Source organism: Paenibacillus flagellatus, from assembly GCF_003217775.1.
Taxonomy (GTDB): Bacteria; Bacillota; Bacilli; order Paenibacillales; family NBRC-103111; genus Paenibacillus_AB; species Paenibacillus_AB flagellatus.
In genome coordinates this window covers 618078-633332 of the sequence record NZ_QJVJ01000002.1, presented here as the reverse complement: position 1 = coordinate 633332, position 15255 = coordinate 618078, and the positions used below count along the sequence as shown (strand labels likewise).

Sequence of the window (15255 nt, the reverse complement as noted above, 5' to 3'; positions counted from 1 at the left end):
GGTGGATGAACTCCTTCACCGATGAGTGTCGTCATTGTCATCATAGCAGACGTTGCCGAACGAATCATTACGAACATTTTGCAAGTCTTCCGAAGGCAGCTCGATAAAGAACGTAAAATGGCCGTTTCGGTGTCGCAGCCCGATACGGCCTCCATGCAGCTCCACGATATTGCGGGCGATCGACAGCCCGAGACCCGCTCCCGGAGCGATATCGCTGTCGTTTCTCGACGGCTCGGCCTTGTAAAACCGCTCGAACAGCAGCTGCTCCTGTTCCTTCGTCACCGGCTTCCCCCAATTTTCGACCGCAATGACGATACGGCCATCGCTTGCGGTCAAACGAACCGCAATGACGCCAGGCTTGTTCGAAAACTTGAGCGCGTTCATCAGCAAGTTGTCGATCGCTCGCACGAGCTTCTCCGCGTCCACGTTCGCGACGGCGGGCCCGGGCTCGCGCGTCTCCTTCACCCGCAAGCCGTGCTCCCCCGCGATCGGCTCGAACTCGGTCACGATCTGCTCGAGCAATCCGCCGACGTCGATCGGCGTGCGGGCGAGCCGGACGCTGCCGCTCGTCAGACGCGTATATTCGAACAAGTCGTCGATCAGCTTCTTCAGCTGCTGCGACTTGTTGAACGCGTTGCGGATATATCGCTTGTGCTCGTTCAGATCCCTGTAGTCGTCCTGCTGCAGCAGGTTCAAATAGCCGATCATGCTCGTAAGCGGCGTCCGCAGGTCGTGGGAAACGTTCGTAATCAGCTCCATCTTCGACGTTTCGATTTGCCGTTCGCGATCCATCATGCTTTTCAGCCGCTCGGCCATGAAATTGATGTTGCGGGCCACTTCCCCCAACTCGTCGTGGCGGGACAACGGAACGCGGTAGTCCAGATCGCCGCCCGCGATCGACATGAGACCGTCGGCCAGCGTACGCATGTTGCGGACGATGCCGCGCATGAACAGGAAGAAGCAGAAGAGGAAGATGCAGACGAACAGCACGAGGAACAAGATGTTGCCGATCGTCTTCGGCAAGTACGCCATGTAAAGGCCGATAGCCGACGTGATGCGCGGCAAATGCGTTTGGAGCAGCGCCACGATCGTAACCGTAATCATGAAGCTGGCCAAGATCGACCCGAACATTTTCAAGCGGATGCTCCGTTTCCAATTGAGCGCGGACAGTAACCCGTTATTCAACCTTGTATCCCACTCCCCAGACGGTTTTGATATACCGCGGCTCGCGCGGATTGTCCTCGATTTTCTCGCGGATGTTCCGCACATGGACCATCACCGTGTTGTCCGATAAAAATTTGTCGGCTTTCCATACGCTCTTGTAAATTTGCTCGACGCTGAACACTTGCCCGCGATGGCCGGCCAGCAGCTCCAATATCGAAAACTCGATCGGGGTCAGCGCAACTTCCGTACCGCCGACCGTTACGCGATGACGCTTCTTATCGACGATCAGTCCGTCGATTTCGACGATCGAGCGGTCCGCCCCCTCCGGAGGCTCCGCGAGCGTTTGCCGCCGCAGCTGCGCCTTCACCCGCGCGATCAGCTCCAGCGGGTTGAACGGCTTGGCGACGTAGTCGTCCGCTCCCGTCGTCAGCCCCGTGATTTTGTCGATATCTTCGTCTTTTGCGGACAGCATGATGATCGGGGCGTTCGTCTTCTCCCGCAATTTGAAGCAAGCTTTGATGCCGTCCAGCCTCGGCATCATCACGTCGAGCACGATCAGGTCGACCTGCTCGCGGTCGACGACGTCGATTGCCTGCTGTCCGTCCTCCGCCTCGAGCACCCGGTACCCTTCGCTTTGCAAATAAATGCGGATCACGTCGCGAATTTCGGGATCGTCGTCGGTTACGAGCACTTGTTTCGTCACAGCGTCGTCCCTCCTTCGCACGGCTCGGCCGCCGGCTTCCGCTTTCTTCTGCGGGCCCGGACCGTCCGGAGGACGATGTAATAGACGATGGCCAGCGCCGCGGCCGCCCCCGCGACGACCAAGCCGTACTCGTACAGCAAATAGCCGATTTGACGCGCGTTGCCCCCTACGAACCGGCCGATCGCGAAGAACAGAATCGTCCAGACGAACCCCGTCGTATACGAGAATAGCGCGTAGCGCCGGAACGGCATCCGATGGAAACCGACCACATACGGCATGACGTGCCGGACGACCGGAAAGAAATAGCTGATGCACAGGGCGAAGCTGCCGTACTTGTGGACGAGCGTCTCCGAGTAGTCGATCATGGCGCTCAGCTTGCTTTTTCGTCTAAGCCGGTCCAGGGCACGGGAGCCGAGCGTCCGCCCGAGCACGTAGCCGAGCGATATGCCGGAGACGACGCCGAGATAAGTCAGCAAAAAGGCGGGCAGCGGATGCAGCAAACCGCCGGCGGAAACGGCTCCTCCGGTCAGGACGATCACCTCATCCGGAATCGGCATGCCGACGATGCCGAGCCACAGGGCGAAAAAAAGCGCCGCATAGCCGAATTGTTCGATCAGCGACAGAAGCGAATCGTAGCTCACGTACGGGCCTCCCTTTTTCCGAATACAAAACATAGCAGCTCCGACAGCAAAATCGCGCCCGCCACGTCAAGCAGGGCGTGCTGCTTCACGAGGACGGTCGAGGCGATGATCGCCCAAGCGATGACGAATATCGTCCACTGTACGGATTTTTTGAGCCCGCACGAGTAAGAGCCTTTCAAGATGACGTGACAAGTGAACACGTGGATGCTCGGAAAGCAGTTGAAGGGCGCATCCGTCGCATAGATCGTCCGGACGATCGCGAAAATCGGTCCGTCCTGCTCCACGATCGGGCGGCTGATCGTCGTCTGAAACGTCGCGTACACGATATAGCAGACGACCAGTCCGGCGCAGACGGCGGCCAGACTGCGGTAATAGACGGGCCGGTTTCTCGCGAAAAAGACGAAAAACATGAACAGGATGAATGGATACCAGAGCACGTACGGAATAATAAAAGCGGGTACGAACGGAATCGCATAGTCGAGATCCGTCATCAGGCTGCCGACGTTCGGGCCGCCGCGGTTCAAAATGCCGTACCATACGTTCAAAACGGGAATCGCCAACAGCCACAGCAGCGGCAAGCCGGCGATCAGCTTGTTTCTCATTCCTTACCGACCTCTTCCTCTTTTTTGCGGCAAACGTAGACGAAGGCGGGAGGAATGTTGAACGGCACGAAATGGACGCGCTCGATATCGAACCTTTCCGCTAGCTGCTTCCGCATTTGCTGCGAATATTGGAAGGCGACGAACAGCCCGCCGGGCTTCAGCGCCGACTCGACTTCGTTCATCAACCGGTCTCGAAGCGCTTGGGGAAAGTTGAAGAACGGAAGGCCGCTCAGCACGCAATCCAAACGTTCCACGCCTTCGCTTCGCATCGCCAGTCCTAGCTTGCCCGCATCGGGATGGAAAGAATACGCCGGGAACCGTTCCTGCAAGATTCCCCGCAGACTGGGGTCTTTCTCGAATACGAGCAGCTTCGTCCCTTCCCGCATGGACGATCCGATATGCTTCGTAATCGCGCCCGTCCCCGCTCCCAGCTCGGCGACCGCCTCCGTTTCGCTCCAATCGATAGATTCGACCATCTTTTGGGCCAAATAGACGGAGCTCGGCGTCACGCTCCCCATCTGCTTCGGCGCCTGCGAAAATTTATATAGAAACAGCAGTTTTTCCCGGATCGTCTTGATCATTGCCGCGTCCACTCCTTCTCTCTCAACCTCTGTCTATAGAGTAACCGACAATTGTGAGGAACGGACGAAGGAAATTCTTAAACAATTCTGAAGAATTTCTTGTTTTTTCAAACGGGCGCGCACGTTCGGAGGCCGGATTGCCGTTATATATGCGGCTTCCATGCGGAGCATGCACGATCCGGCGTCGTTGGGGCGCAAAATAAAAGGAAGGTCGCCTGTCCCGGGGACAGACTCCCTTCCTTCGCGGCCGGCCGGTCGGCGGCGTGCGAGCGGTTCAACGATCGCCGGCGTAATGCAGCGAAATGCTGCGGATTTTCGGCTCGCCGTCGCTCTCCGTAATGTCGAGCACGACGCCGCTCGCCTTGACGGCCGGCAAGCGGACGATCGCCTTGTGCCCGATGTTGCGCCCCTCGTACATCCGGCACATCCGCCGCGATTTGGCGGTGACGATCGAGACGGCGAAGCTCCGGACGGCTTCCCCGTCCGTCAGCTCTTCTTCGATGACGATATGGTCGATCAGATGCGGCTTCTCCGCCGTGTACACCCATTTGCCGTCCCGCAGCTCGAAATCCGCAAAGGTGGCGATCGGCGAGCCGAACCGCCGGCGAATTTCCGCGCCGAACTCAAGCAGCCGCTCCGTATCGATCGCGGGGAGCCGGCCTTCCCGATCCGGGCCGACGTTGAGCAGCAAGTTCGCCCCGCGCCCCACGGAACTATAATACATGCCCATCAGCTCGTCCAAGCTTTTCAGCGTATGCGCGTCGCTGTCACTGTAAAACCAGTTTTCCCGCATCTGCACGTCGCATTCCGCCGGCAGCCACAGCCGCTCGGCCAGCTTCTCCGAAGCGTCGGTCAAAATCGAGATTTCGGTCGAATCGACGACGTTCCAGCACGGAACCGGGGCAAGCCCGTCCTCGTTGCCGACCCAGCGGAAGTTCGGGTCCCCCATGTTGAACAGGAGCACGTTCGGCTGCAGCCGGCGAATTTCTCCGATGATGCGAGGCCAGTCGTACTCGTGCTCTTCCGATCCGCAGCCGTCGAACCATAAAATGTCGATGTCGCCGTATTGCGTCAGCAGCTCCGTCATTTGATTGACGAAATAGTCGTCGTACGCCTTCGCATCCTGGTTGTAAAAATCGGCCGAGCCGTCGTACGGCGAATAATAAAGTCCCGGCTTCACTCCGTGCCTCCGGCAGGCGTCGACGAATTCCCGGACGACGTCGCCTTGGCCGTTTCTCCATGGGGAGGCCGCGACCGAGAAGGTCGAATACCGCGTCGGCCAATTGGAGAAGCCGTCGTGATGCTTCGCCGTCAGCACCGCGTAGTTCATGCCCGCTTCTTTGGCCGTGCGGATCCATTGATCGCAATCCAGACGCTCCGGGACGAACGCCTCCGGACTCATCGGCCGCTTGTCGAAGTCGACGTACCCTTCGTAAAACGTGCGCAGCCCGAAATGAAGAAACAAACCGAACTCCCAATCCTGAAAGTCGAGCTGCCGGGAAGTCGGCTTGACGCGAAGCGAAGTGCTCATAGGGAAGCCTCCTAAAGTGAAGTTGCGCGTGGAACGCGGCGAAGGGGTAAGTAGCATGTACGGTAAGCTTCGTAAGCTTGCACGGTTCCGCAAGCTTGCACGGTTCGGTTGGGCTGCAAGCTTCACATGTCTGTAAGATCCGTAAGCTTGTAAGCCCCGCAAGCTTGCACGGTTCCGTTGGGCTGCAAGCTTCACATGTCTGTAAGCGCCGTAAGTCTGTAAGCTCCGCAAGCTTGCACGGTTCGGTTGGGCTGCAAGCTTCACATGTCTGTAAGCTCTGTAAGCTTGTAAGCCCCGCAAAGTCCATAACTCAGAAGACATGTAAGATCCGTAAGCTTGTATGTACGGCAAGTAAATAAGCAAACGGCAAGTTTATCGGTAACCTCATTTAATCACGGCACTCAAACAGCTGTCAATCGGGAAAAATGACGGATTTCCGGCCTTTCCGTTCAGATCCGAAACGTAGTGCTTCGTAGCGGCAGGGCGGCAGGGCGTCTAAGGCGTTCCTCCCGTGCGCGGCTCCCATCGTGTGTCGCTTGGCGTCTCCAGACGGTGATCCCCCATGCCGGCGCCTATTTTTACCGGAAAACCTCCCTCTAATTTGTGGGCCTTCCGATGTTCGGATACCTTTAACAGGAAAACCTCCCATTAATTCAAGCCGCACATGGACATTTAGAGGTGGTTCGAGAAATTAGCAGGAGCATTTCCGGCTAATACTTCGAAATCCCTGAAATCGGCTGAATTAGCTTGAGCTTTTCCATCTAATGCGACGCCCCTGCGCAGACTAAGCCCGTCCCCCACAACGCCGCAACACCGAACTCGTCACGCAAAAGAAACGGCGCGGGTTCCGTCTCCCCCCGCACCGCCGTCTTCCTCATGGCGCCGCTCGCTTCCGGATGCGCCATGCCATTAATACGGCGCGATTCCACCTCCCCCGCGCCGCCGTCTTCCGCATGGCGCCGCTCGCTTCCGGATGCGCCATGCCATTAATACGGCGCGGGTTCCGCCTCCCCCGCACCGCCGTCTTCCTCATGGCGCCGCTCGCTTCCGGATGCGCCGTGCCATTAATACGGCGCGGGTTCCGTCTCCCCCCGCGCCGCCGTCTTCCTCATGGCGCCGCTCGCTTCCGGATGCGCCATGCCATTAATACGGCGCGGGTTCCACCTCCCCCGCGCCGTTTTCTCCGCCCGGGGCGCCCCCGTCCCCGCGACCGCTTATCGTGCGGTATCGGCTAGCCGCTCGTACAGCAGCTCCCGCTCCGCCTCGAGCATCGCCTTCTCGCCGTGGAGCGCCGCAAGCTTGCCCGCGTCCTCCTCCGCCATCATGGCGTCGTCCAGCAGCGCCAGCTTCCGCTCCACCGCCGCGATGTCGGCTTCGAGCTTCGCCTCGAGCCGCTCGCGCCTCGCGTCCTCCGCTTGGTCGCGCGGCCGTGCGCGCTCCCGCTCGCGGCCCGAATCGCGGCCGCCTCCGCCGCCTGCCGCCGGAGCCGCCGGCTCGCCGGCGGCGAGCTCCTCCCGCTTTCGTCTCGCTTCGGAATACGTTCCCTCGTACCGGGTCAGCTTCCCGCCTTCGAGCCAATACGTCACGGGAAACAGCTTGTTCAGCAAATACCGGTCGTGCGAGACGCAGATGACCGTTCCGGGGAACGACGCGAGCGCCTCCTCCAACGTTTCCCGGGCGTCGATATCGAGATGGTTCGTCGGCTCGTCGAGCACGAGCACGTTCAGCTCGCGGTGCATCAGCTGAGCGAGCCGGAGCCGCATCCGCTCGCCTCCGCTCAAGCTGCCCACGCTGCGGAAGACGGACGCGCCGTAGAACAGAAAGCCCGCCAGCAGCCGGCGCGCCTCGCCCTCCTCGACCGCGACGGCATCGCGAAACGCGTCCAGAACAGTCTTCCGCCCGTCCGGAAACAAATCGTGCTGCGCCAAATAGCCGATCTTCACGCTGCCGCCGAGCTTGACCGTCCCCTCGTCCGGCTTCAGCCCCTCCGCAATCATGCGCAGCAGCGTCGATTTGCCGCTTCCGTTCGCGCCGACGATCGCCGCGAAATCCCGGTGACGGACGTGGAGACGCACTCCGTCGTACAGCGTTCGCGCGCTTCCGGACGGAACAGACGCGGCACCATCTTCCTCCGTGCGATACGACATGCGCACGCCCTCCATGACGACGACATCGTTGCCGCTTCGCTCGCCGACGTCGAACGCGAGCCCCATCTTCCGGCGCTCCAGCACCGGGCGATCCAGCTTCTCCATCCGGTCGATCGCCTTCTGCATCGCCGCCGCCCGCTTGAACAGCGCCGGATTGTCGGCTTGCGCCGCCCACGTCCGAAGCCGCTTGATCGCTTCCTCCATCTTCCCGATCTTCTTCCGCTGCTCCTGATACGCGGCGAACTCCGCCAGCAGCCGCCGCTCCTTCTCCTCGACGAACCAGGAGTAATGACCGGGATAGACGTCGGCCTCGCCGCCTTCCAAATCGATAATTTGGGTGACGACGCGGTCGAGAAAATACCGGTCGTGCGAGACGATCAGCACGGTTCCCCGGTACGTCTGCATGTACGATTCCAGCCACTCGACGGCGTCCAGGTCGAGATGGTTCGTCGGTTCGTCGAGCAGAAGCAGGTCGGGCTCTAGAAGCAAAATGCGTCCCAGGCACACCTTCGTCCGCTCGCCCCCGCTCAAACGGGCGAACGGCAGCGGAAGAAGCCTCGCGATGCCGAGACCGTTCGCGACGCGCGACAAGTTCGCGTCCGCCTCGTATCCGCCCTTGGCGGCGAAGGCGTCCTGAAGCGCTCCGTATTCGTCGAGCGCCTTCCCCGCGACCGCCGCGTCCGGCGACGCCATGAGCGATTCCAGCTCCTCCATCCGATCGCGCATCCGGCGCAGCTCGGCGAACGCCTCCTGAAGGACGTCCGACGCCGTGACGGCGGCATCGAATTCGGGGATTTGCGCGAGCAGCGCCGTCCGGCTTCCTTTCTTCCAATATACGGTCCCGTCGTCCGGCCTCTCCGAGCCGGCCAGCAGCTTCAGCAGTGTCGACTTGCCGCAGCCGTTCGGGCCGACGAGCCCGATGCGGTCTCCTTCGCGCACTTCCAGCGACATCTTTCGAATAACGGGCGTTCCGCCCAACGTTTTGCTTATTTTATCCGCTGCACAGAGCAACATATCGATCATCCTCGCATTCGGTTTGGGTATGACAAAAAAGCCGCAGGCAAAAGTCAACCTTTTGCCCGCGGCTTCCTATCCAAGGCGCCGATCGAATGCGCGATACAGGCATTCGATCTACGGGGTCAAAACGTTGCAGTCGCCGAAAATGGACACACTTCTCCCGTCTGCAGCCGAACGGAATACGATCGTAGCCTGATGCACCCAATATTGGGACCACTTGCTACGTGCGGCGACTTGCAACATTTCGACACCTCCCTTACCGATTCGAATTTGACAACGATACGTCCACTATATCACAAAAAATGGCAGTCTCGCAAACGGTCTTTCGCCCGTCTCCCGTTATTCGCCATGTGCCTCCCGAGCGGAACCTTTCAGATGCCGGTCGAGAAACTCGTAGGCCAGCTTGCGCGCCTGCGGCGGGAAGTCGTGACCGGCCGGGCCGATCCAGCCTTCGAAAGCGCCCTCCGCTCCGGCAAACCGGTACAATTCGTCCAATTCGGCCATCGCCGTCCCGATCGCCTGCCAATTCGGAAAGATCCGGTCGCCGATGCCGGACCAAAAAAACAGCGGTGTCGGCATGACGAGCGCGGCGATCTCGTGCCATTCGAACGGAACCTCGCCTTCCTGCAGCATGGCGGTCAACGCCGGCATATGCGAAAACCAGTCTCGCAGCCCCCACCGGTTCGGCTCCGGGTCGCCGGCGAACGGACTGAACCCGCAGCTCGACGCGACCGCGCGCACCCGCCGGTCGAGCCCGGCAAGAAACCAGCCGTTGTAGCCTCCCAGCGAATGGCCGATCGCGCCGATCCGGCCCGCGTCCGCTTCGGGCACGGCGGCCAATACGTCGACGGCGCGCCGATGGTCCGCGATCATTTTGCCGACCGCGGTCCATGCGGGGTGCCGCTCGTAGAACGGCGCCGTCCGATACGGCTCCGCGCCGGGATAGACGCGTTCGCCCGCCGTGATCGAATCCGGCGCCAGCACGACGTAGCCGCGCGACGCAAGCTCGAGCCCGTACCGGCGGTTGTCTCGGCCGGACGGCAGCGCCACGTCCGCCTTTCCCTCGGGCGAAGTCGGGTGCAGCGCCAGCACGGCCGGAGTCGCGCCGAGGGCGGCACCGTGAGGGACGAGCAGGAACGCGGTGACCGTATCGCCGTCCGGCGTCCCGTAACGGATACGGAGCCGCCGGTGATCGTCCTCCGACGACTCCTCCAGCAGCTCGTAGCCGCCTTCCCCGGACGGGCCGACGTGCAGCCCTTCTGCGGGAGGAGCACCCAGAAGCCGCAGCCAATCGTCCGCGATCCGGCCGCGCTTCGCCTCCCAATCCTGCGCCGTGCCGACGCCGTCCAGCAGCTTCGGCAGCCGTTCCGCAGCCAATTCCGACAAAGCGTATGTCATTTCGATTGCCCTTCCTCCCATTGGTAACGCCACAGCTCGGAGCCGCAGCCGTAATAAACCGAGCCCCCGAGCACCGCAATGCCGCTCGTCGCTTCCTTCGGCAGCTCCGCGACGAGGCTAACGGTGAACGTATGCGGATCGATCGCGAACAGCGTCCGGCTGAGCAGGCCGAGCACGACGGGCTTGCCGCCGATCACCGTCGACAGCAGCCCGTGGCGGACGACTTTGCCCCACGCCGACAAGTCTTGACGGTGGAGCACGCGCCCCGAGTCCGGGTCGAACGCGAACAGCGTCGAATCCGACGTCAAGCCGTACACCCGGTCGTTCCCGTCCGCCGCCAGCAGCGAAATTTCGCGGGCGCCCGGAATCGGCGTCCACCGCTCCGCGACGCGGCGCCCCGCCCAGTCGAACCGGTACAGCGCCGCCTCGCCGGCGAGCGGCTCCGCGCCGCCCGGCGTCTCGATGCTCGTGCCGCCGATGACGTCCCCGCCGCTCAGGACGGCGAGCGCCAGCGTGCTTTGATGCGGCACGATCCGTTCGTGCCCGTATACCGTCACCGTTCGCGACGGGACGTGCAGCACGCCGAGCGCGCCCCCGACCGCGCCGTAGCCGGGAAAGCCGCCGTACAGCACGTGCTCGCCGTCGGGGTGGGGAACGGCGGCACGGGGACGGTGGATGCGATCGTCGGCGTAGACGAGCCGCGGATTGCGCTCCGCTCCGGGCTCGCCGCCGATCGGCCGGCGCGTATCGAGCACGTGTACCGTCCCCCCCGGATACGCGACGCCGACCAAATACGGCCCTTGCGCGGCGTAGGCGCAAATGTTCCCGCCCCCGCCGCGCTCGACGATGCGGCCGCCGAAATTGCGGAGACTCCCGGTAGGCGGCTCGTAGCGGTACAGGTGGAGCGGGTGGTTCGAGGTGCCGTACACGCCGCCGTCCGGCCCGGCCGCCAGCGGCGACAGGGCGGTGCCGCCGCCTTCGTAGGCGAGCCTCCACGCCGTCCGCGTCCCGTCCGGCTCCGCCACGACGAGCTGCTCGTCCGCCAGCTCGTAGCCGACGATGCTTCGGCCGCCGCTCAAGTCGCGGTGCAGCTTGCGGTAGCCGGCTCCCCGGTAGACGGACGGCGACACCTCCGCTTCGTCCACCGGCTCCGCCTTCCCGCCGCGTAGACGGAACCACCGCACACCGGACGACTCCGCCCCGCTCCCGAATTCGCCGTCCTCCGCCGGCAGCGAGCCGTACACGTCGCCGTCCTCGCCGGCGTGAACGTGTCCGCTGCCGCGAACGGCCGCCGCGCTGCCGCGAATCGTCTCGACCGCACCGTCGGACAGCCGGAACGCCGCGATGCCGGCCTTCGTCGTCCCGATGCCGGCATATGCCCAGCCGTCGGCTCCGATCGCGAGCGACATCGCGTATTTTTGCTCCGCGTCCAGCCGGCCCAATACGCGGCATTCGCCCGTACCCGGGTGAAGCCGGAGCAGCTTCGCCCCCGGGTACGTCGTCGCGTAGACGAAGCCTGCGGCGTCTTCGGCAAAGGCGAAACCTGCGCATTCCTCGCCGGGAGCGGGCGATAGCCGGTGCACGAACGTTTCGCGGAACGGATCGATGACGGCGAGCAGCGAGCCGGCGGCGGTGTAGAACAGCCCGTCGCCGCCGCTCATCGCGGCGTACGGATACTCCCTCTCGCCGTCCCGGAAGACGAGCTGCCGGCACGCGCCCGTTCCGGGATCCACGATCAGCGCATAGCCCCGCGCGACGAGGACGACCCGCTCCCGTCCCTCCCCGTCCCTGCACACCGCGGCCGATCTCGTTTCGTCCGCCTTAACCGGAATGCCGATGCAGTGAAAACGGTCCGCCGTCATTTCCAGATCGGATCTTTATAACCGCGTTCCTTGATCCCGTCGTTCATTTCCTTGATGAGCTGCGATCCGCCGCGCTTCAAATATTCCTGCACGAGCGCGTCCCAGTCGGACAACGGACGCTGGCCGAAAATCATTTTCGTCTGCTCGTTCATCATGAACGTGAGCAGCTCGGCGCCCTTCGTCGTCTCCGTCTCGGAAATGATTCCGTAGTTCGGCGGGTAATAATGCTTCATTTTACGGTTCAAGTCCATCAAATCTTTCGTCAGCTGGATCAGCTTCGGCTCGGTGTACGCTTTTTCGAACTCCGGATCGGTCCCGGTCGGCACCCAGCTCGTATTGTCCTGGAAGTAGGCGGCCGGCTCGAGCCCTTCCTGAGGCTTCTGGACGACGCGCTTGCCGTTCTCCATCTTGTAGCCGACTCCTTCTCCGCCGTAGAAGAAATCGAAGTCTTTATCCGCCGCGCTTTGCTGGGCCGAAGGATAAAACTTGCGCGAGAAGTCGTGCAACTCGAGCACCTTGCTCAGCTTGTCGGGATCTCCCGCAAGCTTCGCATTGAGCGCATTGAAACGCGCGAAGCCGGTGCCCGCGGTGAAGCCCTGCTGGCCGTCGGGCTGCTTGAACGGAGCCATGACCGCGAATTGCGCGCCCGGGTTCGCCTTCAGCAAGTTTTCCATGTACGGCTGCGACATGCCGCGCGGGGCGACGAGGAAGACGCCGGCTTTGCCGGAATAAAATTGGTTGTTCGTATCGGCCCAGTTCAGCACCGCGAAGTCGGGCGTGATCGCCTTCTCCTTGTTCAGCTCGGCGAAAAATTCGACGAGCTGCCGGCGGCCTTCCGACATGATGCCGGGAATGAAGTTGCCGTCCTTGTCTTTGTGGTACCACGTATTGTACTGCCAGTACGGCCCCATGGCGAAATCGGGATTGATGTTTTGCCCCATGGCCAAGCCGTACGTGTCCGCCTTCCCGTTCTTGTCCGGATCGTCCTTCGTGAACGCGATGGCGACCTTCTTCAGCTCCTCGTAGGACGTCGGCACCGGCAGGCCCAGGTTATCCAGCCAATCTTTGCGGATCATGAACGAGTTGCCTTCGATCGGCGCCCACGACGGGATGCCGTAAATTTTGCCGTTCACTTTGAACTGGTCCCATACTTCCTTCGGCACCGCCTTCAACGTCGCATATTTGTCGATGATCGATTGATCGATCGGCAAAAACGCCCCCTGCTTCGCCCATTTCTGGAACAGCGCCATATCGTTCGGGCGGAAGCCGATCATGTCCGGCATTTCGCCCCCGGCGACGACGGCCGTCAGCTTCTCCACGAAGTTTTCCTGCGGCACTTTCTCCACCTTGTAGTCGACGTTGAACTTCGCGTTCAGTGCTTGCTGTCCCGGCCCGTTCGCGGGAGCCGGATTGCCGAACACGTACGTAATGCCCGTAATCGCGTGCTTCTTGGCGCTGCCTGCGCCTGCTCCGCTTTTGGCGTCCCCCGACGGCTGTTCGCCGCTCTTGCCCCCCGTACCCGAGCTGCATGCCGCGAGAGCCATCGCCGTCGCCATCGACAATAACACGATTTTCTTTTTTCTCATGTCTGTACCCCTCACCTTTCGTCTGTTGGTCGAGCCTTCATCTTGCCGCCGTCGTCCGAAGCGACGGTGTTCCGGTGCCAAAACGCGATTATCCTTTGACCGAGCCGAGCATCACCCCCTTGGCGAAATGCTTTTGCAGAAACGGGGAGACGATCAAGATCGGAAGCGTCGCGAGCAAAATGGCGGCCATCTGGATCGTAACCGGCGGCGGCGGATTTTCCAGCACCAGCATCGCTTCTTGGCCGAGCGCGGCCGTCGGCTCGTTGACGATGACGATTTGTCTTAGAACGACTTGGATCGGCCATTTCGCCGGATCGCTCAAATACAAAATGCCGTTGAAGTACGTGTTCCAATGCCCCACCGCGTAAAACAGGCTGAACGCGGCCAAGGACGGCTTGGAGAGAGGCAGGATGATCGAAAAAAACGTTCGCAGCTCGTTCGCGCCGTCGATCAGGGCCGCCTCGTTCAGCTCGTTCGGTATGCTCAGGAAAAATTGCCGGATGACGATCAAGTTGAACGAGCTGATCGCCGTCGGGACGATGAGCGCCCACAGCGAGTTGATCAGCCCCGTCGCCTTGACGACCAGGTAGGTCGGAATCATGCCCGCCGTGAACAGGATCGTGAAGACGACCATCATCAAAATCGCCCGCTGCCCCAGTGCGTTGCGGGTAAGCGCATAAGCCATCGTCGACGTGAAGATCAGGTTGACGACGGTGCCGACGATCGTCACGTAGGCGGTCACGCCAAGCGAGCGGATGAAATTGCGGGACGACAAAATCGTATAGTAGGAATCGGTCGCCCACTCCCTCGGCCACAGGATCAGATCGCGCTCCAGGACGTCCTTCAGCGAGGAGAAGGAGACGGCGAAGATATGCAGGAACGGGAACAGCATCGATGCGGCGATCAGGGTCAGCAGGACGACGTTGGCGGCGTCGGCGGCTTTTTCGAATGTCGTGCGGTTGGTCATGGGATGTCACACCTCTTGTCTAATATAGGCCTTCTTCGCCGAATTTTTTGGCGGCGCGGTTCGCGAGGACGACCAGCACGAGACCGACCAGCCCTTTGAACATGCCGACCGCGGTGGCGAAGCTGACGTCGCCTTGCTGGATGCCCTTGAAGTAGACGTAGGTGTCGAGCACGTTGCCGGATTCCGTATTGAACGGATTGAGCATCAGGAAAATTTGCTCGAATCCCGTGTCCAGCACGTTGCCGAGCCGGAGAATGAACAGGATGACGATGACGCTCCGGATCGCCGGCAGCGTGACGTGCCACAGCTGGCGCCAACGGTTGGCCCCGTCGATGACGGCCGCCTCGTAGAGCGACGGATTGACGCCGGCGAGCGCCGCCAAGAAGATGATCGTGCCCCAGCCCGACTCCTTCCAGATCACCTGCAAAATGACGACAGGCTTGAACAGCGCCGGATCCGTCAGGAACGGAATCGGCTCCCACCCCAGCTTCCCGACCAAAAATGTGTTGATCAGCCCTTCGCCGCGCAAAAAGACGACGAAAATGCCGACGACGACGACCCAAGACAAAAAGTGCGGCAAATAAACCATCGACTGGACGATTCGCTTGAACGCTTCGTTTCTCGCTTCGTTCAGCATGATCGCGAGCACGATCGAAATCGGAAACGCCATAAATATTTGCAAAAACGAAAGCTGCAGCGTATTCCAAATGACTTTGACGACCTCGGCGTCCTCGAATATGCGGGCGAAGTTTTTGAGCCCGACCCAATCGTTCTTCCATATGCTTCCGTGAAACGGATTGAACTCCTGGAAGGCGATGACGAGCCCGCCCATCGGGATGTACCGGTACACGATGTAATACAGCACGCCGGGCAGCAGCAGCATATAGACGTACCGCTCCCGCCACATTCTTCGCTTCAGCTTGTCCCATCGTCCGGGCGGCGTCCCGATTCTCTCTGTCGCTATCGATTGCTCCATACGTTCCAAGTCCCCCATTATGTGTAATCCGGTTGATTATCTTACAGTCCTGTCGTATACCAGTATTTATTGGTTGATGG

The 15255-nt window shown here is 61.3% G+C and carries 12 protein-coding genes; all 12 read right to left on the bottom strand.

Annotated features, from left to right (window positions below; genetic code table 11):
* Positions 1-15: 15 nt before the first annotated feature.
* The 12 genes from DLM86_RS06220 to DLM86_RS06165 all read right to left on the bottom strand — a co-directional run bounded on the left by DLM86_RS06220 (position 16) and on the right by DLM86_RS06165 (position 15175).
* On the bottom strand, positions 16-1185 hold the full coding sequence (locus DLM86_RS06220; protein WP_245954370.1) for a sensor histidine kinase: 1170 nt from the start codon (positions 1183-1185) through the stop codon (positions 16-18).
* Complete coding sequence (locus DLM86_RS06215; protein WP_110839088.1) at positions 1178-1867, bottom strand: response regulator transcription factor; 690 nt, start codon at positions 1865-1867, stop codon at positions 1178-1180. Before DLM86_RS06215 ends, DLM86_RS06220 begins: the two co-directional genes overlap by 8 nt.
* Positions 1864-2508, bottom strand: coding sequence for a DedA family protein (locus DLM86_RS06210; RefSeq protein ID WP_110839087.1), 645 nt, complete (start codon positions 2506-2508; stop codon positions 1864-1866). The genes DLM86_RS06215 and DLM86_RS06210 overlap by 4 nt, the downstream gene beginning before the upstream one ends.
* Positions 2505-3110, bottom strand: coding sequence for a phosphatase PAP2 family protein (locus tag DLM86_RS06205; protein ID WP_110839086.1), 606 nt, complete (start codon positions 3108-3110; stop codon positions 2505-2507). The genes DLM86_RS06210 and DLM86_RS06205 overlap by 4 nt, the downstream gene beginning before the upstream one ends.
* Positions 3107-3691, bottom strand: a complete 585-nt coding sequence (locus tag DLM86_RS06200; RefSeq protein ID WP_110839085.1) for a class I SAM-dependent methyltransferase — start codon at positions 3689-3691, stop codon at positions 3107-3109. The genes DLM86_RS06205 and DLM86_RS06200 overlap by 4 nt, the downstream gene beginning before the upstream one ends.
* Positions 3692-3965: 274 nt before the next feature.
* On the bottom strand, positions 3966-5222 hold the full coding sequence (locus DLM86_RS06195; RefSeq protein ID WP_110839084.1) for an alpha-L-fucosidase: 1257 nt from the start codon (positions 5220-5222) through the stop codon (positions 3966-3968).
* A gap of 1214 nt (positions 5223-6436) precedes the next feature.
* Positions 6437-8383, bottom strand: a complete 1947-nt coding sequence (abc-f, locus tag DLM86_RS06190; RefSeq protein WP_110839207.1) for a ribosomal protection-like ABC-F family protein — start codon at positions 8381-8383, stop codon at positions 6437-6439.
* 342 nt (positions 8384-8725) lie between these two features.
* Positions 8726-9784 (bottom strand): dienelactone hydrolase family protein, encoded by a 1059-nt coding sequence (locus DLM86_RS06185; protein ID WP_110839083.1) that lies wholly within the window; start codon positions 9782-9784, stop codon positions 8726-8728.
* Positions 9781-11646 (bottom strand): PQQ-binding-like beta-propeller repeat protein, encoded by a 1866-nt coding sequence (locus tag DLM86_RS06180; RefSeq protein ID WP_110839082.1) that lies wholly within the window; start codon positions 11644-11646, stop codon positions 9781-9783. The genes DLM86_RS06185 and DLM86_RS06180 overlap by 4 nt, the downstream gene beginning before the upstream one ends.
* Positions 11643-13232 (bottom strand): extracellular solute-binding protein, encoded by a 1590-nt coding sequence (locus DLM86_RS06175; protein WP_110839081.1) that lies wholly within the window; start codon positions 13230-13232, stop codon positions 11643-11645. The genes DLM86_RS06180 and DLM86_RS06175 overlap by 4 nt, the downstream gene beginning before the upstream one ends.
* 88 nt (positions 13233-13320) lie before the next feature.
* On the bottom strand, positions 13321-14199 hold the full coding sequence (locus DLM86_RS06170; RefSeq protein WP_110839080.1) for a carbohydrate ABC transporter permease: 879 nt from the start codon (positions 14197-14199) through the stop codon (positions 13321-13323).
* 19 nt (positions 14200-14218) lie between these two features.
* Positions 14219-15175, bottom strand: coding sequence for an ABC transporter permease (locus tag DLM86_RS06165; protein ID WP_245954369.1), 957 nt, complete (start codon positions 15173-15175; stop codon positions 14219-14221).
* Positions 15176-15255 lie beyond the last annotated feature (80 nt).